Annotated in this window: 27 protein-coding genes; 23 read left to right on the top strand and 4 right to left on the bottom strand. The window is 65.2% G+C overall.

What is annotated here, in order from left to right:
- Window positions 1-21: 21 nt before the first annotated feature.
- From ABID97_RS13720 to ABID97_RS13710, 3 genes are read left to right on the top strand one after another with little or no spacing between them, the layout of a single operon-like run.
- Window positions 22-777, top strand: a complete 756-nt coding sequence (locus ABID97_RS13720; protein ID WP_354399015.1) for a deoxynucleotide monophosphate kinase family protein — start codon at window positions 22-24, stop codon at window positions 775-777.
- On the top strand, window positions 758-1,516 hold the full coding sequence (locus ABID97_RS13715; protein ID WP_354399014.1) for a DNA cytosine methyltransferase: 759 nt from the start codon (window positions 758-760) through the stop codon (window positions 1,514-1,516). Before ABID97_RS13720 ends, ABID97_RS13715 begins: the two co-directional genes overlap by 20 nt.
- 32 nt (window positions 1,517-1,548) lie before the next feature.
- A complete protein-coding gene (locus tag ABID97_RS13710; RefSeq protein WP_354399013.1) occupies window positions 1,549-1,824 on the top strand; it encodes a pyocin activator PrtN family protein in 276 nt (91 codons plus the stop codon).
- Between the two features lie 84 nt (window positions 1,825-1,908).
- Here ABID97_RS13710 and ABID97_RS13705 read toward each other — a convergent pair whose 3' ends face one another.
- From ABID97_RS13705 to ABID97_RS13690, 4 genes are all read right to left on the bottom strand, one after another.
- The gene (locus ABID97_RS13705; protein ID WP_354399012.1) at window positions 1,909-3,519 is read right to left on the bottom strand and encodes an ORC-CDC6 family AAA ATPase; all 1,611 of its coding nucleotides are present in this window, start codon (window positions 3,517-3,519) and stop codon (window positions 1,909-1,911) included.
- The gene (locus tag ABID97_RS13700) at window positions 3,520-4,242 is read right to left on the bottom strand and encodes a hypothetical protein (protein WP_354399011.1); all 723 of its coding nucleotides are present in this window, start codon (window positions 4,240-4,242) and stop codon (window positions 3,520-3,522) included. It abuts the gene before it with no gap.
- 862 nt (window positions 4,243-5,104) lie between these two features.
- Window positions 5,105-5,422 (bottom strand): hypothetical protein, encoded by a 318-nt coding sequence (locus ABID97_RS13695; RefSeq protein ID WP_354399010.1) that lies wholly within the window; start codon window positions 5,420-5,422, stop codon window positions 5,105-5,107.
- 18 nt (window positions 5,423-5,440) lie between these two features.
- Window positions 5,441-5,659 carry a hypothetical protein gene (locus ABID97_RS13690; RefSeq protein ID WP_354399009.1) on the bottom strand — a complete coding sequence of 73 codons (219 nt, stop codon included), beginning with the start codon at window positions 5,657-5,659 and terminating at the stop codon, window positions 5,441-5,443.
- 322 nt (window positions 5,660-5,981) lie between these two features.
- On the opposite strand from ABID97_RS13690, the gene ABID97_RS13685 reads away from it, so the two are divergent.
- From ABID97_RS13685 to ABID97_RS13590, 20 genes are read left to right on the top strand one after another with little or no spacing between them, the layout of a single operon-like run.
- On the top strand, window positions 5,982-7,073 hold the full coding sequence (locus ABID97_RS13685; protein ID WP_354399008.1) for a hydrogenase small subunit: 1,092 nt from the start codon (window positions 5,982-5,984) through the stop codon (window positions 7,071-7,073).
- A 32-nt stretch (window positions 7,074-7,105) separates the two neighbouring features.
- Window positions 7,106-8,962: a nickel-dependent hydrogenase large subunit gene (locus ABID97_RS13680; protein ID WP_354399007.1), complete on the top strand. Its 1,857-nt coding sequence runs from the start codon at window positions 7,106-7,108 to the stop codon at window positions 8,960-8,962.
- A 28-nt stretch (window positions 8,963-8,990) separates the two neighbouring features.
- Window positions 8,991-9,608, top strand: coding sequence for a HupE/UreJ family protein (locus ABID97_RS13675; protein WP_354399006.1), 618 nt, complete (start codon window positions 8,991-8,993; stop codon window positions 9,606-9,608).
- Between the two features lie 30 nt (window positions 9,609-9,638).
- Window positions 9,639-10,367 carry a Ni/Fe-hydrogenase, b-type cytochrome subunit gene (gene cybH, locus ABID97_RS13670; RefSeq protein ID WP_354399005.1) on the top strand — a complete coding sequence of 243 codons (729 nt, stop codon included), beginning with the start codon at window positions 9,639-9,641 and terminating at the stop codon, window positions 10,365-10,367.
- A gap of 4 nt (window positions 10,368-10,371) precedes the next feature.
- Window positions 10,372-11,007 carry a HyaD/HybD family hydrogenase maturation endopeptidase gene (locus ABID97_RS13665; RefSeq protein WP_354399004.1) on the top strand — a complete coding sequence of 212 codons (636 nt, stop codon included), beginning with the start codon at window positions 10,372-10,374 and terminating at the stop codon, window positions 11,005-11,007.
- A 7-nt stretch (window positions 11,008-11,014) separates the two neighbouring features.
- On the top strand, window positions 11,015-11,359 hold the full coding sequence (locus ABID97_RS13660; protein ID WP_354399003.1) for a HypC/HybG/HupF family hydrogenase formation chaperone: 345 nt from the start codon (window positions 11,015-11,017) through the stop codon (window positions 11,357-11,359).
- A complete protein-coding gene (locus ABID97_RS13655) occupies window positions 11,356-11,859 on the top strand; it encodes a thioredoxin domain-containing protein (protein WP_354399002.1) in 504 nt (167 codons plus the stop codon). Before ABID97_RS13660 ends, ABID97_RS13655 begins: the two co-directional genes overlap by 4 nt.
- A 10-nt stretch (window positions 11,860-11,869) precedes the next feature.
- A complete protein-coding gene (locus ABID97_RS13650; protein WP_354401763.1) occupies window positions 11,870-12,736 on the top strand; it encodes a hydrogenase expression/formation protein in 867 nt (288 codons plus the stop codon).
- Entirely contained in the window at window positions 12,733-12,975 is a 243-nt protein-coding gene (locus ABID97_RS13645) for a rubredoxin (protein WP_354399001.1), read from the top strand. Before ABID97_RS13650 ends, ABID97_RS13645 begins: the two co-directional genes overlap by 4 nt.
- Entirely contained in the window at window positions 12,972-13,517 is a 546-nt protein-coding gene (gene hybE, locus ABID97_RS13640) for a [NiFe]-hydrogenase assembly chaperone HybE (protein ID WP_354399000.1), read from the top strand. Before ABID97_RS13645 ends, hybE begins: the two co-directional genes overlap by 4 nt.
- Window positions 13,514-14,653, top strand: a complete 1,140-nt coding sequence (locus ABID97_RS13635) for a hypothetical protein (protein WP_354398999.1) — start codon at window positions 13,514-13,516, stop codon at window positions 14,651-14,653. The genes hybE and ABID97_RS13635 overlap by 4 nt, the downstream gene beginning before the upstream one ends.
- Window positions 14,646-14,993: a hydrogenase maturation nickel metallochaperone HypA gene (hypA, locus tag ABID97_RS13630; RefSeq protein ID WP_354398998.1), complete on the top strand. Its 348-nt coding sequence runs from the start codon at window positions 14,646-14,648 to the stop codon at window positions 14,991-14,993. Before ABID97_RS13635 ends, hypA begins: the two co-directional genes overlap by 8 nt.
- 12 nt (window positions 14,994-15,005) lie before the next feature.
- A complete protein-coding gene (hypB, locus tag ABID97_RS13625; RefSeq protein WP_354398997.1) occupies window positions 15,006-15,851 on the top strand; it encodes a hydrogenase nickel incorporation protein HypB in 846 nt (281 codons plus the stop codon).
- Window positions 15,852-15,856: 5 nt separating this feature from the next.
- Window positions 15,857-17,005 carry a Kae1-like domain-containing protein gene (locus ABID97_RS13620; RefSeq protein WP_354398996.1) on the top strand — a complete coding sequence of 383 codons (1,149 nt, stop codon included), beginning with the start codon at window positions 15,857-15,859 and terminating at the stop codon, window positions 17,003-17,005.
- Window positions 16,996-17,241, top strand: coding sequence for a HypC/HybG/HupF family hydrogenase formation chaperone (locus ABID97_RS13615; protein ID WP_354398995.1), 246 nt, complete (start codon window positions 16,996-16,998; stop codon window positions 17,239-17,241). Before ABID97_RS13620 ends, ABID97_RS13615 begins: the two co-directional genes overlap by 10 nt.
- Window positions 17,238-18,386 carry a hydrogenase formation protein HypD gene (hypD, locus tag ABID97_RS13610; RefSeq protein WP_354398994.1) on the top strand — a complete coding sequence of 383 codons (1,149 nt, stop codon included), beginning with the start codon at window positions 17,238-17,240 and terminating at the stop codon, window positions 18,384-18,386. The genes ABID97_RS13615 and hypD overlap by 4 nt, the downstream gene beginning before the upstream one ends.
- Window positions 18,383-19,426, top strand: a complete 1,044-nt coding sequence (hypE, locus tag ABID97_RS13605; protein ID WP_354398993.1) for a hydrogenase expression/formation protein HypE — start codon at window positions 18,383-18,385, stop codon at window positions 19,424-19,426. The genes hypD and hypE overlap by 4 nt, the downstream gene beginning before the upstream one ends.
- Window positions 19,427-19,451: 25 nt before the next feature.
- Window positions 19,452-19,931: a hypothetical protein gene (locus tag ABID97_RS13600; protein WP_354398992.1), complete on the top strand. Its 480-nt coding sequence runs from the start codon at window positions 19,452-19,454 to the stop codon at window positions 19,929-19,931.
- A 1-nt stretch (window position 19,932) separates the two neighbouring features.
- Window positions 19,933-21,693, top strand: coding sequence for a hydrogenase maturation protein (locus tag ABID97_RS13595; RefSeq protein WP_354398991.1), 1,761 nt, complete (start codon window positions 19,933-19,935; stop codon window positions 21,691-21,693).
- Complete coding sequence (locus tag ABID97_RS13590) at window positions 21,690-23,138, top strand: sigma-54-dependent transcriptional regulator (protein ID WP_354398990.1); 1,449 nt, start codon at window positions 21,690-21,692, stop codon at window positions 23,136-23,138. The genes ABID97_RS13595 and ABID97_RS13590 overlap by 4 nt, the downstream gene beginning before the upstream one ends.
- The last annotated feature ends 1 nt before the right edge of the window (window position 23,139 follow it).

Below are 23,139 nucleotides of genomic sequence, written 5' to 3'. Positions count from 1 at the left end.
CATGCCCCCACGACCGCAACCATGACCCTTATCACGCCCACGGTGAAGCGCCCCGCCCTTCACCATCTCATCGCACTCACCGGCCATGCCGGTGTCGGCAAAGACACCGTTGCCGACCTTCTCGTCGCGCACGCCCGCTTTCGCAAGCTCGCCTACGCCGACGCGCTGCGCGGCGAAATCTCTCACGCCTTCGAGCTCTCGCTCGACGACCTCACCAACCCGAACCTGAAGAACGTTCCGACCGTCGCGCTCCGCATGCGGCTTGCGCCACGCGACTTTCTCGCGGCCGTGGTCCTGTCGCTGTCCGCAGCCGCACCCGACCATCGCACGCCGCTCAGCGATGCATGGCTCGACGAGCCGCGCAGCCCTCGGCAGATCATGCAATGGTGGGGCACAGAGTACCGTCGATCGCAGTCGCCGCGCTACTGGACCGAACAGCTCATGAAGCGGCTCACCTACTACCGCCGGGAAGGCGAAACGCGCTTTGCTATCACCGATGTGCGCTTCGACAACGAGGCACACACGCTGCGCATGGCGGGCGCCGTGCTTTGGCAAGTCACCCGCCCAGGACACACCGGCTCCGCAGAGGGCCAGCACATCAGCGCCACTGACGGAAGCCGCTTCAATCCTGAGGTCGTCGTCACGAACGCAGGTGACGTGCGCCAGCTGCAAGTCGAAGTGCTTTCGCAATTCATTGCCCGCGAACTCGGCCTTGACCGGAAACACATGATGTTCGGTTTAAAGGCAGCTACGCGCGATGGAGGGGGGATTGAATGAGCTGGCTCTTTTCGCAGGCGCTGGTGGAGGAATTCTCGCCAACGAACTGTGCGGCGACCGGACCGTTTGCGCAGTTGAACGTGATGCCTACGCCGCAGCCGTTCTGGCGCAAAGACAGAACGATGGAACCCTCCCGGTTTTCCCGATTTGGTCTGACGTATGCACTTTTGACGGTCGAGCTTGGCGAGGCATTGTTGACGTCATTTCAGGCGGCTTTCCGTGCCAAGACATCAGCGCTTCCGGAAGCGGCGAAGGCATCGAAGGAGAGCGCTCCGGCCTATGGAAGCAAATGGGCCGAATCATCGGTGAGGTTCGACCGCAGTTCGTCCGAGTGGAGAACTCACCGCTGCTTGTGGGACGAGGCCTTGCAGTGGTCCTCGGTGACCTTGCCGCAATGGGGTTCGATGCTCGATGGGGTTGTCTATCAGCTGGAAACCTCGGAGCACCCCACGAGCGGGATCGCGCCTGGGTGGTGGGGCGAAACATTACCGACGCCTTCAGTGGCTATGTCGAAGGGCTCGTCGGAGAACGCGCTGACTCGCGTGAATGGCAAGTCCAGGCTTCGGAACCGACTCGACTATTGGGTCGAGCGGGATGGCAAGGCTGGCCGGCTGAACCCCGAATTCGTCGAGTGGGTCATGGGCTGGCCCATCGGGTGGACAGATGTCGCGCCCTTGGCAACGGACAAGTTCCACGAGTGGCGGCAGCAGCATGGTCCATGCTCTCGCTCAGCTTTTAATGAGCAGGCATCAAGGCAAGAGAGATGAAAGAATGAAGACCATATTTCTTCTCATGGCTCAGTACGACGCGCAGCCCATCATTCCACTTGAATGGATTCGCCGCGACTTCTTTTCCCATCTTGACTTAAAAAAACTTGCCGCGAAGTGCATAACGGGCGAAATCCGTTTACCGTTGGTTCGGACAGATCCAAGCAGCCAGAAATCTCTCAAAGGCGTCGGCATCCAAGATCTCGCAGAGTATCTCGACGCCCGTCAAGAAGCTGCACGAAAAGAACTATCTCAGCTTGGATCACATCGCGCTGATTAGGACGGCCGCGATGCGCACTGCGAGGGCGCGAGCCGCTACTTTGGGAAATTCAATCGACATTTCTTAAGAGTCGGCTCGCTCCATCTATCCAGAGAGATATTCCAACACCGCCGCAATTGCGGCATTTCGCATGCGACGCGCTCTCACATCGCCGACATAGTTCGCCTCTTTAAGTTTCGCTTCTTTGGCATTCAATACATCACGCACAGTGTTGAGGCCAAGTTCGGTGAGCTTTTCCAATTGCCACTGAGTTAAGTCCAAGACACTCGCCGGTCTGTCCAGTTGGACGCTGAGCGCTAATGTCATGGCAGCGCCAGTGATCTGCGCTGCTTGATCCGTAAGTTTTTTGAAAGAGGGATAAGTAGCGCCGTACTCCGTCATGCGCTTCGGAGTTAAACCATGCGCAATTGTAACTGCCGAATTCGTAGGCGAAGATTCATGGACAAACAAACATCCAAGATTAATTACATAACGCTTACCAATTTCTCCTCGACTCGCCTTAATACCGCCGGCGTTTTCCACCACAATGCCCGTATATGCCAAAACTCTAAGCGCTTCCTTTACCAGCTCAGGTGCATCGCGATGAATCCAGAAAAAAGCCGAAGTAGCTTTATCCGAGGCGAGATAGGAATCATTCTTTCCTTTTATATCCGGAATTACCTGTCCCTCGATAAATTCCCTCCCCCAGTCAATCAGAGGCTTGTGCCCTACGTATTTGTCAGACAAGGTCGAATGCTCCGACCAAATCTCGGTCCGATAAAATTCTTTTATCGCATCGTTTACCGATTGCGAGTTCATTTTTGGACAGCGGGCAATTGTCTTGAGCAAAAGACGAGGATTACCTGTCGCAGCGAATGCCAAAGTTGCAAAGTTCTGACCATACTGCGCAATTTGTGCAAGCAAACTGGCGTCAGCTTGTTTTTGGACAATCTCCCTCATATTCTCGACATAGTCCGAGGAGAGAATATCCCTGTCTATGCTTAGCATCGTTGCATCATGGACCGGCTGAAATGTCTCACCAAATGCAGTTACACCCGGGTACACAGCAGCATTGCAAGTAATACAATGCGAACGCAAATCCCTAAACATCGTAAAAAATTGCCGCTGCTGCTCGGGGAGGAATATATGTGCCGCCTCATCGAATAGTAGCGCAAATCTGGAAATATCAAGTTCGTCACTTAGATCCTCCAGCGCCTCTTTAAAGTCGTCCAGACTCGGAATCCCGTCCGCACTCACGGCAGCATTCGGCTGTTTCCAAGATGCCTCATATGCATCCGCAATTTTTTCAACTTTTGTAGACTCAATCGTAGCGGGGGTTGATCCGCCGGCGAGCAACCCGATACTCTTTGGGATGCCGCCCAATAAACCTTCTCGCGTCAATGCCCTCAACACCGACGAGCAAATCTTTGCAAGCATCCAATGCTTGAATTGATCAGGATCAGACGATTGAAGCAATGAGCTTCGTACAAAGCTAATATAAACCGGGAAAACCCGTTCAGACTTGAAAGAATCCGCGAGCTCTTTCTGGGCCACCCTGAGCAAAAATGACTTTCCTACCCCTCTGCTACCAACAAGCACGACAGGGTTTCTATTTTTTAATGCGTCGACTAGCTGTCTGTCGCGGGTGTTTTCGACGAAATAGTCAAGTACTTCCTCTGGCCTGATGTCCTCAGTTCGAAAGAAAAAGTCTGCCATCTATTTCACCTTAGCTGGTTGCGAGAACAATGCTTGGATCGGCTGTAGATTTCCGAGGACATCTATGAGGATAGGTTCGATCAAGTCGGTGGATTTTTTGTCAATGTAGTTGATATAGCGAGCCGCGTACGCAAAGGTGAACGCTAGGCGCATTATGGATGCTTTTTGGTGCCAGGAGGCAGAAGCTTCATTTTGAAAATTAATTTCGGAAGGCAACATTGCGTGCGTGCCTGCATTTCCATGTACAAATTCGGAGCACTCACGATAAACAGCTTCAGCAATAGCGGAGTATTGCTTCCCGTGTTCGGCAAACGCCGGGTTGAATGCACGGATGAAGTTTATTGAAAAAACTCCGTTCTGCGCATCCTTTAACGAGTTCCAGTTGATATCCTTCGAATCGCTTGCCCATTGCCGATAATCAATTTCATGAGCGGAAAATTGAAGCGTAGCGAGTCTGAGCTCAAAACTTAACCTGAGCCCTCCAAAAGCGTGCCGATATTGCCCAGTTGCCAACGCAAAAAGCGCAAATTGATATTCTTTCGCAGCAGAATCGAGGACGACAACCTCCGGCCTTTCTGCTATGGCTGTTCTTAACGCGTCAAATTCGAGGATGTAATTGTGAGATGCCACGAAGGCTCCGCAAGCGTCTTTGTCGCTGCATAAAGTCTCAAAAACATCTGCAGAATTCTTAATAAGCGCGCGATAGTGCTCCAAGATTTTCATGCTCCTCCTTTAGTATTTTGACAACGGCAGCGATATACATCGCTCAGATCAATGCTCGGAACCCGGAACTATTGGATGTCTCAGACGCCCAATCTGGCTTATTCTTGGCGAATTAAGAGTCTATAGGCGTCGCCATCGAAGTGTTCGAGTGCGCCGACCCAATCCGGGCGTACAGAAAAGGATTTTTTGATCACGCTTTCGTCTTGGACAGCCCCAACCAAGTGCATCTGAGTTGGATGAGGGTGAGCAAGGACTATGTAAATAGGCGCGCTGCGCTCCTCAACGTCTAGAAGCAGCCTTCTGAATTCGTTCCGGCCTAACTCGTTGCCCTTCCAGTTCGAGAATGTGTCTGCATAAGTCAGTGTACGTGGCTGCTCACCCTTTTTGAACCAATTCGCATACAGGCTAACGACTAGGGCGCCGTTGGGCGCTAGTGCTGCCATCGACCACTGACGATTGCGCAACTTGGCACCATACTTCGCGAATGCCTCTGTCAAAGTCATTTAGGGCCTATGGAGGTTGTGCGAGAAGTCGTCGTAGCGATTCGTCCTCGACTTAGGGACAGCTGAACTCTACAGACTAGTCCCACACGGCGCGAAGCCACATTCGTGCCACACGAGGGCACAACGCCTTCGATAACTTGTTGTCAGAGAAGGTGTTTTTGGCGCTAGCCCGTCCAATCCATCATCGGGGCCACGGAGACGATTTTCTCTTTTAAATTCAATGTTTTAGCGATTTCACTCATACAGTTAAAAACCCCGCGAATGCCCACCTTCGAGCAGCTTCCGTCAGGCAACTGGCGCGCGCAAGTCTGTCGCAAGGGTGTCCACGCGAGCGAAACGCGACCTGATCGATCTGCATGTCACCGACGTGAAGGAATTGCTGCGAGCGGCTCATCCATTTCGGCAAGGACCGCGCCACGGAAGGCGCCGGTCCCGTCACCATCAGCATGGACATCGGCTAGATCAAGCTGGTAGTTTCTCACGCGGCGGCTGTCCACGGGGTTCACGTTCTTGCGCCTGAGCAGCCCCAGCAGCTTTTCGACACCTGCGTAGATCGAGCATTCGGCAAACGGCAAGCCCAGCGTCATCGCGTCGAAATTGCGGCGCACGCGAGCTGACAACCATGCTGTGTCGATCTCCTGCAAGTCGATCGCGCGCAACGCCCGCTCGACGAGCATATCGGGTCCATCGCCGATTCAGCTGCGCACACGCTGCAGATTGAAGCAAGGCAGGTCGGCATCGTGCAGCGCCGTGTCGAGTGCCAGCACAACGCCGCCGGCGCTGTCCACCAGCGTCCCATCCTGATCGAACGCCATCGCCTGGAGCATCAGGGCATTGGCCTTGCGAGCCACGACGGCGCGACGTAGACCGTGGACGCTCCCCTTGCTCGAAGGAGGCCTGGCGTCCTCAGCCATGGCAGTCAACGAAGAATCTCTTCATCTGCTTCCTGTCCGGGCCGCCATCCGGATCGCAGGCGCCGGTGGAAGCAGCGCTTCCACTTTGGCGACCGGACTGGAAGCGCTGCATCGACATGCAGCCCGGACGCGGCGCCGCGCCCGCCGAGTCGGCCCAATCAAATCAAGCAGTTGCCGCGCCCCTTCAGGGTATTCCCCTGGTGGTCCGGGAACGGGCCCGCAAGTTGCGCTTAGGACGGGGCAGCAGGCATTGACCGGGTCGCCGGCCCGTCGCAAGCCCGCTGTCCACGACATCGCCGCACAGGCAAGGAGACAGCACACGATGGAAACGTTCTACGAGGTGATGCGCCGCCAGGGCATCTCGCGCCGCAGTCTGCTCAAGTACTGCTCGCTCACTGCCACATCGCTTGGGCTCGGGCCGGCCTTCGTGCCGCAGATCGCCCACGCGATGGAAACCAAGCCGCGCACACCGGTGCTCTGGCTCCACGGCCTCGAATGCACCTGCTGTTCGGAGTCGTTCATCCGCTCGGCGCATCCGCTGGCCAAGGACGTGGTGCTGTCGATGATCTCGCTGGACTACGACGACACGCTGATGGCTGCCGCCGGACACCAGGCCGAGGCGATCCTCGAAGAGATCATGAAGAAGTACAAGGGCAACTACATCCTGGCCGTGGAAGGCAACCCGCCGCTCAACCAGGACGGCATGAGTTGCATCATCGGCGGCAAGCCCTTCATCGACCAGCTCAAGCACGTTGCCAAGGATGCCAAGGCGATCATCTCGTGGGGCTCTTGCGCCTCGTGGGGTTGCGTGCAGGCCGCCAAGCCGAACCCGACACAGGCCACCCCTATCCACAAGGTGATCTTCGACAAGCCGATCATCAAGGTGCCGGGCTGCCCGCCGATCGCCGAAGTCATGACCGGCGTCATCACCTACATGCTGACCTTCGACCGGATTCCCGAGCTCGACCGCCAGGGCCGGCCGAAGATGTTCTACAGCCAGCGCATCCACGACAAGTGCTACCGCCGGCCGCACTTCGATGCCGGTCAGTTCGTCGAGGCCTGGGACGATGAATCCGCGCGCAAGGGCTACTGCCTCTACAAGGTCGGCTGCAAGGGCCCGACCACCTACAACGCCTGCTCGACCGTGCAATGGAACGAAGGCACCAGCTTCCCCATCAAGGCGGGCCACGGCTGCATCGGCTGCTCGGAAGACGGCTTCTGGGACAAGGGCTCGTTCTACAACCGCTTGACGGACATCCACCAGTTCGGCGTCGAGGCCAACGCGGACCAGGTCGGCGCGACCGCCGCCGGCGTGGTCGGCGCGGCCGCCGTCGCGCACGCCGCCGCATCGGCGATCAAGCGCGCTGCGCAGGCAAAGGCCGACACCCAGGCACCGGCCAACGCCGGGCACTGACCCCCACGCTCCCACGGCAAGGAAAAGTACCAATGAGTGCATACGAGACACAAGGCTTCAAGATGGATGACACGGGCCGCCGCATCGTGGTGGACCCGGTGACGCGCATCGAGGGCCACATGCGCTGCGAGGTCAACGTCGACAGCAACAACGTGATCCGCAACGCCGTATCCACCGGCACGATGTGGCGCGGCCTGGAAGTGATCCTCAAGGGCCGCGACCCGCGGGACGCCTGGGCCTTTGTCGAGCGCATCTGCGGCGTGTGCACAGGCTGCCATGCGCTGGCCTCGGTGCGCGCGGTGGAAGATGCGCTGGGCATCGCCATTCCGAAGAACGCCTACCTGATCCGCGAGATCATGGCCAAGACGCTGCAGGAGCACGACCATGCCGTGCACTTCTACCACCTGCATGCGCTCGACTGGGTCGACGTGGTGTCCGCGCTCAAGGCCGATCCGAAGAAGACGTCGGAGCTGCAGCAGACGGTGTCGCCTTCGCATCCGATGTCGTCGCCGGGCTACTTCCGCGACATCCAGAACCGGCTCAAGAAGTTCGTCGAGAGCGGGCAACTCGGCCCTTTCATGAACGGCTACTGGGGCAACAAGGCCTACGTGCTGCCGCCGGAGGCCAACCTGATGGCGGTGACGCACTACCTGGAGGCCCTCGACCTGCAGAAGGAGTGGGTCAAGGTCCACACCATCTTCGGCGGAAAGAACCCGCATCCGAACTACCTGGTGGGAGGCGTTCCGTGCGCCATCAACATCGACAAGGACGGCGCGGCGGGCGCACCGGTCAACATGGAGCGGCTGAACTTCATCGAGGCGCGCATCCGCGAAATGATCGAGTTCAACAACAACGTGTACATCCCCGACGTACTCGCCATCGGCACCATCTACAAGCAGGCCGGATGGCTCTACGGCGGCGGCCTGTCCGCCACCAACGTGATGGACTACGGCACCTATGAAAAGGTGATGGGCGACCGCAGGACCCAGCAGCTGCCCGGCGGCGCGATCCTGGGCGGCAACTGGAACGAGATCCTGCCGGTCGACCCGCGCGATCCCGAGCAGGTGCAGGAGTTCGTCAACCACAGCTGGTACAAGTACGCGGACGAATCGAAGGGCCTGCATCCATGGGACGGCGTGACCGAGCCCAACTATGAGCTCGGCGCGAAGACCAAGGGCACGCGGACCAACATCGAGCGGCTGGACGAGAGCGCCAAGTATTCGTGGATCAAGTCCCCGCGCTGGCGCGGCCATGCGATGGAGGTGGGGCCGCTGTCGCGCTACATCCTCGGCTATGCGCACGCGGCAAAGGGCAATCCGCACTGCCAGCGGGTGAAGGAACAGGTCGATCTCTCCGCCGCGGTCATCAACAAGGTGTTTCCGAAGGCGCTGGGCATGCCGGAGACCCAGTACACGGTGAAGCAGCTGCTGCCTACGACCATCGGCCGGACGCTCGCGCGCGCCCTCGAAGCGCAGTACTGCGCCGAGATGATGCTCGAAGACTTCCAGGAACTGGTTGCGAACATCAAGGCCGGCGACACCAGCACCGCCAACGTCGAGAAGTGGGACCCGGCCACCTGGCCCAAGGAGGCCAAGGGCGTGGGCACGGTCGCCGCGCCGCGCGGCGCGCTCGGCCACTGGATTCGCATCAAGGATGGCCGCATCGAGAACTACCAGTGCGTGGTGCCGACGACCTGGAACGGCAGCCCGCGCGACACCAAGGGCCAGATCGGCGCGTTCGAGGCCAGCCTGATGAATACGCCCATGGCCGATCCGGAGCAGCCTGTCGAGATCCTGCGCACGCTGCATTCGTTCGACCCGTGCCTCGCGTGCTCGACGCACGTCATGAGCCCCGACGGCCAGGAACTCGCCAGCGTCACGGTGCGCTGAAAAAAACTCAAGGAACGGAGACAAGCACATGCAGAACCAGACAACACGCAACGCCCGCGTTCGGGTGTCCGTCGCCAAGAGCCTGGCCGTTGTGGCCGCACTCGCGATGGCCTCGTCGGCGCAAGCCCATCCCGGCCACGGCGCGGAAAGCTTCGCGGCCGGACTCGCCCACCCTTTCGGCGGCCTCGACCACCTGCTTGCCATGGTGGCGGTGGGCATGTGGTCGGTGGTCGCACTGCCGAAGGCATGGCGAGCCGCCGGCCCGGCGGTTTTCCTTGCGACGCTGCTGCCCGGCGCCGCCTTGGCCGCGGGCGGCATCGGCCTGCCATGGGTCGAGGCCGGCATCGCGCTGAGCGTGGTCGTGCTCGCGCTCTTGATGCTGAATGCCAGGCGCATCGCGCCGGCCACCGGCTTCGCGCTCGTCGCGATGGCCGGTGTGCTCCACGGGCAAGCCCATGGCGCCGAGCTGGCCGGGGGCCACTCGTTCGTGGCCTATGCAGCCGGCTTCATGGCCGCCTCGACGCTGCTGCACCTCGTGGGCCTGTGGGCCGGCGCCTCGCTGCAGCGCCTGCCGGGCTGGGCTTGGCGCACCGCAACCGCGCTGATCGCCGGCAGCGGGCTCCTCATGCTCGCCGCGCGCTTCTGAGGCCGGTGCGCACCACCGCAGGAACACGCCATGAACACGACTTCATCCCCCCCGGTCCCGGCGCGCAGCGCCGACGACAGCAGCGTGGCGCACGGCCAGTCGATCAAATCGGTCTATGTGTACGAGGCACCGGTCAGGATCTGGCACTGGATCAATGCGCTCGCGATCACCGTGCTGGCCCTCACCGGGTATTTCATCGGCTCCCCGCTGCCGACCCAGCCCGGCGAGGCCAGTGCGAACTTCCTGATGGGCTACATCCGCTTCGCGCATTTCGCGGCGGGCTATGTGCTCGCGGTCGGCCTGCTCGGGCGCATCTACTGGGCCGTTGTCGGCAACCACCATGCGCGCGAGCTGTTCTGGGTTCCGGTCTTCCAGCGCATCTACTGGCAGGAGATCTGGGGCATGGCGAAGTGGTATGCGTTCGTCAGCGCACGGCCGGGCCGCTATGTGGGCCACAACCCGCTGGCGCGCTTCGCGATGTTCTTCGGCTTCCTGCTGCTGTGCATCTTCATGATCGTCACCGGCTTTGCGCTCTATGCGGAAGGCGCCCAGCGCGGCTCATGGCAGGACCGGCTGTTCGGCTGGGTCGTCCCGCTCTTCGGGCAGTCGCAGGACGTACACACCTGGCACCACCTCGGCATGTGGGGGCTGATCGTCTTCGTGATCGTGCATGTGTATGCCGCCATCCGCGAAGACATCATGGGCCGCTCCAGCGTGGTCAGCACGATGATCTCCGGCCACCGCACGTTCAAGGACTGAGCACATGGCCCCGGATGAAACGATCTGCGTGCTCGGCATCGGCAATGTGCTGTGGGCCGACGAGGGCTTCGGTGTGCGCTGTGTCGAGGCGCTGCAGCGGCGCTACGAGTTCGCGCCGCATGTGGCGCTGATCGATGGCGGCACGCAGGGGCTCTACCTGATCCAGCACGTCCAGCAGGCCACCCGGCTGCTGATCTTCGACGCGATCGACTACGGCCTGCCCGCCGGCACGCTCAAGCTGATCGAGGACGACGAAGTGCCGCGCTTCATGGGTGCCAAGAAGATGAGCCTGCACCAGACCGGCTTCCAGGAGGTTCTCATGCTGGCGCAACTCACCGAGCGCTATCCGCAGCGCGTGCTGCTCGTCGGTTGCCAGCCGGAAGAACTCGATGACTACGGCGGCAGCCTGCGCCCCTGCGTGAAGCTTGCGATGGAGGACGCGCTCGCGCTCGGCGTCGACGAACTGCGCCGCTGGGGCGCCGTGCCGCGTCCGCGCCGCCATCCGCTGGCCAGCCCAGAGGCCGTGACCTTCCGCCAGCTCGATCTCGATCGCTACGAGGCCGAACGGCCCGACGAGGACGCCGCCTGCCGGCTCGGCGACGAACGCTTTCTGCCCGCTCTCGCCGGGCAGCCGGCCTGAGCGAATCATGTGCATCGGCATTCCCATGCAGATCGTCGCTGTCGAGCCGGGGCACGCCATCTGCCGCGGGCGGGGCGAACAGCGCCGCGTCCGGACCTTGCTGGTGGCCGAACCCGCGGTCGGGGACTGGGTGCTGGTCTTCCTCGACAGCGTTCGCGAGCGCATCGACTCGCGGCGTGCTGCCGAGATCGACGCCACGCTCGACCTGCTCGCGGCAGCGCAGGCCGGTGCCGTAGGAGACACCGCGGTTGCGTTCGCCCTCCCTTCCGCCGCGAGCACGCAGGAACTTCTCGCGCTGTGCGGCCACCCGCCGACGCGCCTTGCCCACGAACCCACCGAAAGCCCTTCATGACACTCGAAACCACCGGCACCGAGACGCTCGTGCGTCTTCCGGTCCAGCAGCCCGAACCCCGCCGCGAAGGCTCAGCGCTCATCGCGCGGCTGGTCGAGGGCTTTGGCGCGACCTGGGTTGACGACCAGAGCATCGATGCCTGGTCCGCGCTGGGCGGCGACCGCGTGGTGCTGTTCGCGGGAGATCCGGTGCGCTTTCCCGAAGGGCAGGACGTGGCCGCGGTGCTGCCCGAGCTGATGCGCAGCTTCCCGGGTCGCTTTGCGGTGGCCGTCGTGCCGCGCGACCTGGAGGACAAGGTTGCGCGCCGCTTCGGTTCGCAGCGCTGGCCCACGCTGCTGTTCCTGCGCGATGGCGGCTATGTCGGCACCGTGTCGGGCATGCACGATTGGGACGTGTTCGTGCAACGGGTCGAATCCGCCTTGGCGAGCCCGGTGGGTCGCGCCCCGACCATCGGCATTCCGGTGGTGAGCGCCACCGGCGCCGCTGACGCCTGCCACTGAGGGCCGCATGATGAAAGACTTTCCGATTCCTGTGCGTACCATCGGCCCCGGCTCGCAGCCCGAGGAAGAAGAGCTTGCCTACATGGCCATGCCGCAGGGCATGGAAACCTTCCGCGCGCCGGCCCTGCCGGAGCCCGAGGAGCTCGCCGCTCACCACTTGGCGTGCGCGGCGCTGCGAGATGCGCTTTCGAAGCTGGAAACCGTCTGCCGCGAAGGCGGCAACCGCCGTACCGCGCTGGACGGCCTCGATCCGGGCGATCTTGCCCTTGTCAACCAGGTCCTCGGTGAGGGCGAAGTCAGCGCCCTGGTGCTGCACGAGGGCACGCCGCCGCGCGAGCTGCGTGTGCAGGAGTCTGTCTTCGCCGGCGTCTGGCGGGTCGTCGGATCGCTCGACGGCGTCGTCGCGAGCGACAGCATCGAACTCGGCGCCATCCCCGATGCACTGAAAGCCGTCGCGCGCGAGGACGTTGCGCCCGAGGTGCCGAGGTGGTCCGGTCCGCTGCCGCCCAACGTCCAGAACGCGCCCGCCCTGCTGGCCGAAATCGAGGACCATTGGCGCGCCTGGGCGCCGGGCTGCCCCGCGCAGGTCATCAACCTCACGCTGCTGCCGATGTCGGTGGAGGACATCGGCTTTCTCGACCATCACCTGGGCACCGGCCGCGTGCTCATCCTGTCGCGCGGCTATGGCAATTGCCGCATCTCGAACACCCGCATGCCGAACTGCTGGCGCGTTGTCTACTACAACTCGCAGGACGTTGTGATCCTGAACACGGTCGAGGTGGGCGACCTGCCGGCCGTCGCGCAGGCCGCGCGCGAGGACCTGGAGGATTCCCATGAGCGGCTGGCCGAGGTGCTCCAGTGGATCGAGAGCACGTGACCACGGCCGGCCCTGGGCGCTTCGAGGGGAGCTATCTGGGCGACCGCGCGAAGCTGGGCGCGTCGGCGCGGCTCGAATGCAAGATCTGCTGGTGGGTGTACGACCCGGCAGCGGGCGACGAGACCTGGCAGATCGCTGCCGGCACGGCCTTCACCGATTTGCCGGCCTACTGGCGCTGCCCCCAATGCGATGGCGACGCCGACCAGTTCATGGTGCTCGACAACGTGGACGGCCCATGACCCACACCCACGGCGACGGACACGACGAACTGACGCTGCGCACGCGCGCCTTCGAAGCATTGTTCGATGGCATTGCGCGTGCCCGCATGGCCGGCCTGCCCTTCATGAACAACGCACTGCGCGTCGAGGCTGTCGACTTCAGGCTCGAACCCTCGCGCGGGCCCGATGCGGTGCAGGGCACTCCGGAATCCGCCCATGCGGCCGGCGTGCTGGTGACGCCCTGGTTCATGAACCTCGTGCGGTTCCCGCTCGTGCGCCACGACATGCCGGCACGGGTGGGGACGAGCCGGCTGCGCCACGTCGGACAGGAGCAGTTCGCCTTCACCGGCGCGCACGAAGACGCCTTCGGATCGTTCGAGGCCTGCTCGCTGTTCTCGCCCGTGTTCGAGTTTGGCACCCAGGCCGATGCGATCGCCACCGCCTCGACGATGCTGGCGCAGCTGCGCCGGCCCCTCGTCGCCCGAATGGAGCCAGGGGTGGCCGCGCCGGCGCGGCGCAGCTTCCTGCTCGGCCGTGGTGCCACGCAAAGGCAGGCGCCGTGACCACGCTCCAGTCCCTTGCCGGCACGCTGCGGGTGAGGCCGGGCCTGCAGCGCCCGCACAACTTGGCGAGCAACCGCCGCGCGCTCGCCGGCGTGCTGCTCGCAGGGCGGTCCCCGGCCGAGGCGCCGCACCTTCTGGCCAGCCTGTTCACCCTGTGCGGCCATGCGCATCTCCTGTGCGCCACGCTGGCGCTGTCCGCGGCGCAAGGGCAGGAAGCCATTGCATCGCCTGCGCAGCGGCGCGCGCTGCGTCGGGAGACGGCACGCGACCACGCGCTGCGCATCGGCCTGGACTGGCCGGTCGAGCTGTACGTACCCGGCGCCATGCCCGCATGGGCCGACAGCAGCCGCACATCATTGCTGGGCTGTCCGTGGCTGGCGGACGGCGCGGGGTCGAAGGGTGACGCAGAAGGCGTTGCCTGGCTCGCGGATCTGCTGGGCGTCTCGCCGTCCGACTGGCTGGCACTGTGGGAACGCGAGCCCGCGGAATGGCTTGGGCAGTGGTGCGAGCGCGGGCGCGGTTGGCTGCCTGCGCTGCTGGATGCGTGCGCTCCTTTCGGGACGACCACCCTGCGGCCAGCCGCGCCGCTGCGTCCCCACGGCAACCCGGCGGACCTGCATGCCCTCGCGGCCGGACTGGGCACCGCCTTCGAAGCCGCCGCGCCTACCTGGCGGGGCCAGTGCGCCGAGACCGGAACCTGGACCCGCCTGCACGACCTGCGTGCCGAGCCGCCTGCGAGCGCATGGGAACGTTTGGGGGCTCGCATCGCCGATCTGGTGCGCCTGTCGCTGTCCGACACACCCGAGCGCGGTGGCGCCGCGTGGCTCGCGACCGGCGCGTTGCAGACGGCTACCGGTGAAGGCTTGGCGTGGGTCGAAACCGCCCGAGGCCTGCTGATCCATCGCGCCCGCATCGACGGGCGGCCCGCCGACCGGCGCGTGGCCGGCTACGACATCGTGGCCCCGACCGACTGGAACTTTCATTCCCTCGGTGCCGTGGCGCACGCCCTCGAGCGCATGCCGGCCGAGGGCCGCGAGGCCGGGCCATTGCTGCGCATCCTGATGGCCGCGTACGATCCGTGCGTGCGCTTCGCCGTCGAGTCGCGCACAGCCACCGCGGAGTTGCCCCATGCATGAAGCCAGCCTGGCCGGCGGAATCCTCAAGCTCGTCGAAGACGCGGCACGCCGCGAGGGATTCCGCCGCGTGACCGCCCTGCGGCTGGAAGCAGGACAACTCTCCGGCGTGGAGACGCGCGCCCTGCGCTTCGCGCTGGAGGCGATCGCACCGCGCACCTGCCTGGAAGGTGCGTCGATCGACATCCTCGAACCGCCCGGCACCGCATGGTGCATGCCTTGCGGCGCCAGCGTCGAGATCACGCGGCGCGGCGACGCCTGCCCCCGCTGCCGCAGCCACCAGCTTCAGGCCACGGGGGGCACCGAGCTGCGCGTGCTCGAACTGCAAGTCGAAGATTCATAAGGAGACTCCACCATGTGTGTCGTTTGCGGATGCGCCGAGATCGATCACGATCACGATCACGATCACGGCCATGATCATGGGCACGTTCACGCTCCCCCGGGCGACCTGCACTTCGGTGCCGGCGCCGCGCGCGTATCGGTGCCGGGCCTGAGCCAGGAGCGCACGATCCGGCTGGAGGCCGACATCCTGGGCGAGAACAACCGCATTGCCGCGCGCAACCGCAGCCACTTCGCCGCGCACCGCGTGAATGCGCTCAACCTGCTGTCCAGCCCCGGGTCGGGCAAGACCACCCTGCTGTGCGCCACCATCGATGCGTTGCGGGCGCGCCATCCGGCCCTGGCCATTTCGGTCATCGAAGGCGACCAGCAGACGAGCTTCGACGCCGAGCGCATCCGCGCGACCGGTGTCCCGGCCATCCAGGTGAACACCGGCAAGGGCTGCCATCTGGACGCCCCGATGATCGAACAGGCCTTCGCGCAGCTGCACCACCATGCACACGGTCCTTCACATGTGGACGAGCGCAGCCTGCTGTTCATCGAGAACGTCGGCAATCTCGTCTGTCCAGCCCTCTGGGACCTCGGCGAGGCCGCCAAGGTGGTGCTGCTGTCGGTCACCGAGGGCGAGGACAAGCCGCTCAAGTATCCGGACATGTTCGCGGCCGCCCAGCTGATGGTGCTCACCAAGACCGACCTGCTGCCGCACCTGCGCTTCGACGTGGCACGCTGCATCGAAGGCGCGCGCCGCGTGAACCCGGCCATCGAGGTCCTCCAGCTGTCCGCCACCAGCGGCGAAGGCATGGCCGCCTGGCTCGATTGGCTCGCCGGTGCGGGTGGCGACGCCCGCCACCTCGCGCACTGAAGCCGATGAAACAGCCGCTTCCCGCCATCTTGGCCAGCGGGGCCTGGCTCAAGAACACCGCATGCCTGTTCGAAGATGGGCAGGTGCGCTGGTCTTCATTGCATGGCGACCTGCAGGACCCCACGGCCTGCCGCCAGTTGGAGGCCTCACTGCGGACACTCGCGGGCGAAGCCCGGGCGCCGGTGGCGGCCGTGGCGCATGACCTGCATCCCGACTTCTACAGCACGCGCATCGCCATCGCGCTGGCGAACGAATGGGGCGTGCCGGCCATCGCGGTGCAACACCACCATGCGCACATCGCGGCGGTGATGGCCGAACACGGCCTGGACGAACCCGTCATCGGCCTGGCGCTCGACGGCGTCGGACTCGGCACCGACGGCACCGCCTGGGGCGGCGAACTGCTGCGGGTCAGCGGCCATGGCTGGGAGCGCCTGGGAAGCCTGTGGCCGCTGGCGCTGCCCGGCGGCGATGCCGCGGCACGCGAGCCGTGGCGCATGGCGGCGTCCGCCCTGCACGCGCTCGGTGCCGGTGACCGGATTGCTGCCCGCTTCTCGCCGAGCGTCGGGCCTGGGCTTGCGACCGGCGTGCAGCGCATGCTCGCCACGGGATTGAATTGCCCCACCACAAGCAGTGCCGGCCGCTGGTTCGATGCGGCGGCCGGTGCCCTGGGCTTGAGCATTCGGCAGGCCCACGAGGCCGAGGCCGCGGTGGCCCTCGAAGCGGCAGCCGCACGCTGGCTTGCCCGGCACGACATCGCGGAAACGGCCCTCTGGCCCGACACCCACCACCTGCGGTATCTCGATCCTCGCCCGCTGCTCGCGCAGCTGTTCGCCTGGCCGGAGCCGCAGCGCAATGCCGACGAGGCGGCCGCCTGGTTCCACATCCTGCTGGCGCAGGGCCTGGCGGGCTGGGCTGCCGCAGCAGCGCGCCAGACCGGATGCCGCACCGTCTGCCTGGGCGGCGGCTGCTTCTTCAATGCAATCTTGCGCAGCCGCGTGACGCAGGCGCTCCAGGCGCACGGCCTTCGGGCCGTGTCGGCCAAAGCCCTGGGCTGCGGCGACGCGGCCCTGGCGTTGGGCCAGGCCTGGGTCGCCGCCCATGGCCTGTGCCACGCCCCCTCCCCCACCTCACGAGAAGCCATGCCATGTGCCTAGCCATTCCCACCCAATTGATCGAACTGCGCCCAGGCGCGCTGGGGCTGGTCGAGCTCGGCGGCATCCGCAAGGAAATCTCGGTCGCACTGGTGCCCGACGCGGTGGTCGGCGACTACGTGATCGTGCACGTCGGCCACGCCATCGGCCGGATCGATCCCGAGGAGGCCCGCCGTACGCTGGCCATGTTCGGCACGCTGTCCGAGCTCGCCGCTGCCAATGAGGCGGCCCTGCCATGAAATACATCGACGAATTCCGCGACGGCGCCATCGCGAAGAAGATCCAGGCCCGTCTGCACGCGGAAGCGCAGCCCGCCCGGCAATACAGCTTCATGGAGTTCTGCGGCGGCCACACGCACGCGATCTCGCGCTACGGCATCGGCGAGCTGCTGCCGCACAACGTGCGCATGATCCACGGTCCGGGATGCCCGGTGTGCGTGCTGCCGATCGGGCGCATCGACCTGGCGATCCAGCTCGCGCTCGAGCGCGGCGCCATCGTCTGCACCTACGGCGACACGATGCGCGTGCCGGCCTCCGGCGGGCTCTCGCTCGTTCGCGCGAAGGCCCGCGGAGGCGACATCCGCATGGTCTATTCGGGCGCCGACGCGCTCGAGATCGCGCGCCGCGAGCCCGGCCGCGAAGTGGTGTTCTTCGCCATCGGTTTCGAGACCACCACGCCGCCGACCGCGCTGACGATACGCACCGCGCAGCAGGAAGGCTTGAAGAACTTCAGCGTGCTGTGCTGCCATGTGCTGACCCCCTCGGCCATCACGCACATTCTCGAATCGCCCGAGGTGCGCCAGTTCGGCACCGTGCCGATCGACGGCTTCGTCGGGCCGGCACACGTCAGCATCGTGATCGGATCGGCGCCCTACGAGCATTTCGCAGAGGAATATCGCAAACCCGTCGTGATCGCCGGTTTCGAGCCGCTGGACGTGATGCAGGCGGTGCTGATGCTGGTGCGGCAGGTCAACGAAGGCCGTGCCGAAGTCGAGAATGAATTCACCCGCGCGGTGAACCGTGACGGCAACCTGCATGCGCAGGCACTGGTCTCGCAGGTGTTCGAGCTACGCAACAGCTTCGAATGGCGCGGGCTGGGCGAAGTGCCGTACAGCGCGCTCAAGATCCGCCCGGCGTTCGCGGAATTCGACGCCGAGCGCCGCTTCGGCCTGGGCTACCAGCCGGTGCCGGACAACAAGGCCTGCGAGTGCGGCGCGATCCTGCGCGGCGTCAAGAAACCGACCGACTGCAAGATCTTCGGTACGGTCTGCACGCCGGAGAATCCGGTCGGCTCCTGCATGGTGTCGTCGGAGGGTGCATGCGCCGCGCACTACTCGTACGGGCGCTTCAAGGACATTGCGGTCAAAGTCGAGGTGGCCGCATGAAGAAGGACTACATCCGTCCGCTCGACATCCGCAGCGGATGCGTCGACATGGGCCACGGGGCCGGGGGGCGGGCCGCGGCGCAGCTGATCGAGGAGCTGTTCCTTGCCGCGTTCGACAACGAGTACCTTCGACAAGGCGACGACGGCGCGGCGCTGGCGATTCCGGTGGGTGCCAAGCTCGTGATGGCGACCGACGGCCACGTCGTATCGCCCTTGTTCTTTTCCGGTGGCGACGTCGGCTCGCTCTCGGTGCACGGCACGATCAACGACGTCGCCATGTGCGGCGCCGTGCCGCTCTACCTCGCCGCAAGCTTCATCCTCGAAGAAGGCTTCCCGCTCGCCGACCTGAAGCGCATCGTCGACTCGATGGCCGCGGCCTCGCGCGCGGCCGGCGTGCCGGTGGTGACCGGCGACACCAAGGTGGTCGAGAAGGGCAAGGGCGACGGCGTGTTCATCAGCACCACCGGCGTCGGCGTCGTCCCCGCCGGCGTCCACATTTCGGGTGCCAACGCGCGCCCGGGCGATGCGGTCCTGCTCTCGGGCACGATCGGCGAGCATGGCGTAGCCGTGCTTTCGAAGCGGCAATCGCTGGATTTCGAAACAACGGTCGTTTCCGACAGCGCCGCGCTGCATGGCCTCGTGGCGGCCATGCTCAGGGCCTCGGACGGTGTGCGTGTCCTGCGCGATCCGACGCGCGGCGGCCTCGCAACCACGCTGAACGAAATTGCGCGCCAGTCGAACGTGGGCATGCTGCTCGACGAAGCGACCATCCCGGTGCTGCCGCAGGTCGAGGCCGCTTGCGAACTGCTCGGGCTCGATCCGCTCTATGTCGCGAACGAAGGCAAGCTGGTCGCGATCTGCGCACCCGACGCCGCGGACGCGGTATTGGCGGCGATGCGCGCGCATCCGCTCGGCGCGAACGCCGTGCGCATCGGCAGCGTCACCGAGGACCCCCACCGCTTCGTGCAAATGGAAACCAGCTTCGGCGGCCGGCGCGTCGTCGATTGGCTGAGCGGCGAGCAGTTGCCGCGCATCTGCTGAATGGCCAGCTTGGCGCCGCCCAAACATGGACGACCACGCCTCCAAGCGCATCTTCGTCAAGACACAGGCCGGCCGTGCGGCGCTGGCCGAACGGTCGACGGCCGGCCGGGCGCGAACGGCGCTGATCCTCGTCAATGGCCAGGACACCATGCAGGCGCTGCGCGCGAAGCTTGGGCCAGACGCCGACGTCCTGATCCGCGAACTGCGCCAGCGCGGCCTGGTCGACCTCCTGCGGCCCGCGATCCAAGCCCCGGAGCCTCAGCCGGTGCCGGCGCCATCCGTCCCGCCGATGGACGAGTCCGATCGGCTCGAACCGTTGAAGCGCGAGGCCATCGCGAGGCTGGGGCCGCACTTCGGCCCCGATGCTCCCATCATCGCCGCAGCCCTCACGGCGGCCACTCAGGCCGCCGCCTACAACGCCGCGCTCGGCACGATCGAGGCACGGCTCGCGCTGTACCTGGGCAAGGCCGGTGCCGCGCAGGTGCTGGCCGGACTGCGTGGCTGAGATGACGCCGGCCCCCCTGCGCATCCTGCTGCTGTGCCACAGCTTCAACAGCCTGAGCCAGCGCCTGTTCTGCGCGTTGCGGGCGCTGGGCCACGAGGTCTCGGTCGAGCTCGACATTGCCGACGGCGTCACCGAAGAGGCGATCGAGCTGTTCCGCCCCGCGCTGGTGATCGCACCGTTCCTGAAACGGATGATCCAGCCTGCGGTGTGGCAGCGCCAGCCCTGCCTCGTCGTGCACCCCGGGCCGGTCGGCGACCGCGGGCCCGCGGCGCTCGATTGGGCCGTGCGCGACAGCGAGCCCGCCTGGGGCGTGACCGTGCTGCAGGCGAACGAGGCCTTTGATGCGGGCCCGGTGTGGACGCACGCAGCCTTCCCGATGCGGACGGCCGCCAAAGGCAGCCTGTACCGGCGCGAAGTGACCGAGGCGGCCGTGGAGGCGGTGCTGCGCGCCGTGGCGATCTTCGCGGCGGGCGGCACCTGCCGTGAGAGCCCGGCCTCGCCCACGGCTTCCAACTGGCGCGGCCCGCTGCCCCAAGCCGAACGCCGCATCGACTGGTCGAAGGACACGACAGCCACCGTGCTCGCGAAGATCCGTAGCGCCGACGGCCATCCCGGCGTGCAGGACGAGCTCTTCGCCCAGCCATGCCGCGTGTTCGACGCGCATGCCGCCACGCCGGATGCACTCGACGCTTCGCCGCCCGGCGCGTTGATCGGCCGCCGCGACGGGGCCGTGCTGCGGCGCACGATCGACGGCGCGGTCTGGATCGGCCACGCCAGCCTTGCCGGCGCCTGTGGCGGCAAGGCCTTCAAGCTGCCCTGCGATCTTGCCTTCGGCGCGGCCTTCGAGGCGCTACCCGCCATGAACGTTCCGTTGGAGCGTGCGAGCGACGAGTGGGGCGAGATTCGCTACCAGGAGTTCGGCGCGCCGGGCGCTCGTGTCGGCTCCCTGTCGTTCGAGTTCTACAACGGCGCGATGTCGACCGCGCAATGCCGGCGCCTCCTGGCCGCGTGGCGCGAGGCTGCGGCCCGCGACACGCGCGTGCTGCTGCTCGCCGGCGGCGTCGACTTCTTCAGCAACGGCATTCACCTGAACTGCATCGAGGCGGCTTCGTACCGCCAGGACGACAGCGCCGCCGACGAGTCGATGCGCAACATCGAGGCAATGGACGACCTCGCCGAGGCGATCATCCGCACCACCGACCGGCTGACGATTGCGCTGCTGCGCGGCAATGCCGGCGCCGGCGGGGCCTTTCTTGCGCTTGCCGCCGACGAAGTCTGGGCACACCGCGGCGTGGTGCTGAACCCTCACTACAGGAACATGGGCAATCTCCATGGCTCGGAGTACTGGACCTACCTCCTGCCGCGCCGCCTGGGGGAAGCGCGTGCGGCCGCACTGATGGCCGGCCGCCTTCCGCTGGGCGCGCCGCAGGCCCAATCGATCGGGCTCATCGACCGGTGCATGGATGCGGCGGCGGCGGAGTTCGAGGCACTGGCAATCACCCATGCGACGGAACTGGCCGCGGCGCACAATATCGAGCAACAGATCGCCGCAAAGGCGCGGCGGCGAGAAGCCGACGAGACCGCTCGCCCTCTCGCCGACTACCGCCTTCATGAGCTTTCACGCATGCATCGCAACTTCTACGGCTTCGACCCGAGCTTTCATGTCGCGCGGTATCACTTCGTCCACAAGCTGCCCATGGCGTGGACGCCGCGTCACCTGGCCCGGCACCGCGACGGCATGAACGCCGCAAGCGCCCGATGATGCCGGCCACGCCGGTGCCGACCGTCCTCGTCGTCGACGACGAGGTGCGGTCGCAGGACGCGATCCGCCGCACGCTCGACGAGGAGTTCACCGTGCTGACAGCCAGCGATGCGGACGAGGCCCGTCGCCAGCTCGAGCGCCAGCCGGTCAGCGTGATCCTGTGCGACCAGCGCATGCCGGGCGAAACCGGCGTCACCTTCCTGAAGGAGGTGCGCGAGCGCTGGCCCGACACGGTGCGCATCGTGATCTCGGGCTATACCGACTCCGAGGACATCATCGCGGGCATCAACGACGCCGGCATCTACCAGTACCTGCTCAAGCCGTGGATTCCCGACCACCTGCTGAACACCGTACGCGACGCGGCCGAAGCGCAGATGCTCCAGCGCGACATGAACCGGCTCGACCTCGAGCTGCGCACCAGCACGCCGGTGCTGCGGCGCCGTGCCTCCACCAAGCTGGAGCGGGCGCGCACTGCCTTCGACTTCGATCGCATCGAGCGCGCCGACGGCAGCCCGCTCGATGCGGTCTGCGAGCTGGCGGCACGCGTCGCGCGCTACGACCTCAGCCTGCTGGTGCTGGGAGAGTCGGGCTCCGGGAAGGAGCTGCTGGCACGCGCGGTGCATTACGCGAGCCCGCGCGCCGGCGGGCCGTTCGTCGTGGAGAACTGCGCCGCGATTCCGGACACGCTGCTCGAGTCGGAGCTTTTCGGACATAAGCGCGGCGCGTTCACCGGCGCGTTCGAAGACCACGTCGGACTGTTCCAGCGCGCCAATGGTGGCACCGTCTTCCTCGACGAGATCGGCGAGACCTCGGCCGCATTCCAGCTGCGCCTGCTGCGCGTGCTCCAGGAGGGCGAGGTGCGGCCTGTCGGGTCGCCGCGCACCGTGCCGGTCGACGTGCGCGTCATCGCGGCCACGCATCGCAACCTCGAGCAGCGGGTGCACGAGGGACATTTCCGCGAAGACCTGTTCTACCGCGTGGCCTGCGTGACGCTCACGGTGCCGCCGCTGCGCGAGCGCGGCGGAGACATCGGGCCGATCGCGCGGCGGCTGGTGAGCGAGGTGGGCGTGGCGCTGGGCCGGCCCGGCGCGGCGCTCTCGGACGAGGCGATGGCCTGCCTCATGACCTATCCCTGGCCCGGCAACATACGCGAGCTGCGAAACGAGATCTCGCGGGCCGTGGCGTTGAGCGCCGAAGACCTGATAGACGGCACCGCCTTCTCGACGCGCGTCCTGCAGGGCCAGGCGGGGCGCACCGCCACCGCGCAATCGCCGTCCCTGCCGGCCAGCGGCACGCTGGCGGAGCGGCTCGATGCGATCGAGGCCATGCTGCTGCGCGAGACACTGCTGCGCAACCGCTGGAACAAGACCCGCGCGGCCGAGGAACTGGGACTGTCCCGGGTCGGCCTGCGTGGCAAGATGGCCCGGTTCGGGCTGGAAGGCTGAC

This window comes from Variovorax sp. OAS795, assembly GCF_040546685.1.
Taxonomy (GTDB): Bacteria; Pseudomonadota; Gammaproteobacteria; order Burkholderiales; family Burkholderiaceae_C; genus Variovorax.
The sequence above is the reverse complement of the archived record's forward strand: the minus strand, read 5'-3'. Positions and strand labels throughout refer to the sequence as shown.

Coding starts and splice junctions, on each gene's coding strand:
- ABID97_RS13720 (WP_354399015.1), top strand. CDS start 22: ATGACCCTTATCACGCCCACGGTGAAGCGCCCCGCCCTTCACCATCTC.
- ABID97_RS13715 (WP_354399014.1), top strand. CDS start 758: ATGGAGGGGGGATTGAATGAGCTGGCTCTTTTCGCAGGCGCTGGTGGA.
- ABID97_RS13710 (WP_354399013.1), top strand. CDS start 1,549: ATGAAGACCATATTTCTTCTCATGGCTCAGTACGACGCGCAGCCCATC.
- ABID97_RS13705 (WP_354399012.1), bottom strand. CDS start 3,519: ATGGCAGACTTTTTCTTTCGAACTGAGGACATCAGGCCAGAGGAAGTA.
- ABID97_RS13700 (WP_354399011.1), bottom strand. CDS start 4,242: ATGAAAATCTTGGAGCACTATCGCGCGCTTATTAAGAATTCTGCAGAT.
- ABID97_RS13695 (WP_354399010.1), bottom strand. CDS start 5,422: ATGCTCGTCGAGCGGGCGTTGCGCGCGATCGACTTGCAGGAGATCGAC.
- ABID97_RS13690 (WP_354399009.1), bottom strand. CDS start 5,659: ATGGCTGAGGACGCCAGGCCTCCTTCGAGCAAGGGGAGCGTCCACGGT.
- ABID97_RS13685 (WP_354399008.1), top strand. CDS start 5,982: ATGGAAACGTTCTACGAGGTGATGCGCCGCCAGGGCATCTCGCGCCGC.
- ABID97_RS13680 (WP_354399007.1), top strand. CDS start 7,106: ATGAGTGCATACGAGACACAAGGCTTCAAGATGGATGACACGGGCCGC.
- ABID97_RS13675 (WP_354399006.1), top strand. CDS start 8,991: ATGCAGAACCAGACAACACGCAACGCCCGCGTTCGGGTGTCCGTCGCC.
- cybH (WP_354399005.1), top strand. CDS start 9,639: ATGAACACGACTTCATCCCCCCCGGTCCCGGCGCGCAGCGCCGACGAC.
- ABID97_RS13665 (WP_354399004.1), top strand. CDS start 10,372: ATGGCCCCGGATGAAACGATCTGCGTGCTCGGCATCGGCAATGTGCTG.
- ABID97_RS13660 (WP_354399003.1), top strand. CDS start 11,015: ATGTGCATCGGCATTCCCATGCAGATCGTCGCTGTCGAGCCGGGGCAC.
- ABID97_RS13655 (WP_354399002.1), top strand. CDS start 11,356: ATGACACTCGAAACCACCGGCACCGAGACGCTCGTGCGTCTTCCGGTC.
- ABID97_RS13650 (WP_354401763.1), top strand. CDS start 11,870: ATGAAAGACTTTCCGATTCCTGTGCGTACCATCGGCCCCGGCTCGCAG.
- hybE (WP_354399000.1), top strand. CDS start 12,972: ATGACCCACACCCACGGCGACGGACACGACGAACTGACGCTGCGCACG.
- hypA (WP_354398998.1), top strand. CDS start 14,646: ATGCATGAAGCCAGCCTGGCCGGCGGAATCCTCAAGCTCGTCGAAGAC.
- hypB (WP_354398997.1), top strand. CDS start 15,006: ATGTGTGTCGTTTGCGGATGCGCCGAGATCGATCACGATCACGATCAC.
- ABID97_RS13620 (WP_354398996.1), top strand. CDS start 15,857: ATGAAACAGCCGCTTCCCGCCATCTTGGCCAGCGGGGCCTGGCTCAAG.
- ABID97_RS13615 (WP_354398995.1), top strand. CDS start 16,996: ATGTGCCTAGCCATTCCCACCCAATTGATCGAACTGCGCCCAGGCGCG.
- hypD (WP_354398994.1), top strand. CDS start 17,238: ATGAAATACATCGACGAATTCCGCGACGGCGCCATCGCGAAGAAGATC.
- hypE (WP_354398993.1), top strand. CDS start 18,383: ATGAAGAAGGACTACATCCGTCCGCTCGACATCCGCAGCGGATGCGTC.
- ABID97_RS13600 (WP_354398992.1), top strand. CDS start 19,452: ATGGACGACCACGCCTCCAAGCGCATCTTCGTCAAGACACAGGCCGGC.
- ABID97_RS13595 (WP_354398991.1), top strand. CDS start 19,933: ATGACGCCGGCCCCCCTGCGCATCCTGCTGCTGTGCCACAGCTTCAAC.
- ABID97_RS13590 (WP_354398990.1), top strand. CDS start 21,690: ATGATGCCGGCCACGCCGGTGCCGACCGTCCTCGTCGTCGACGACGAG.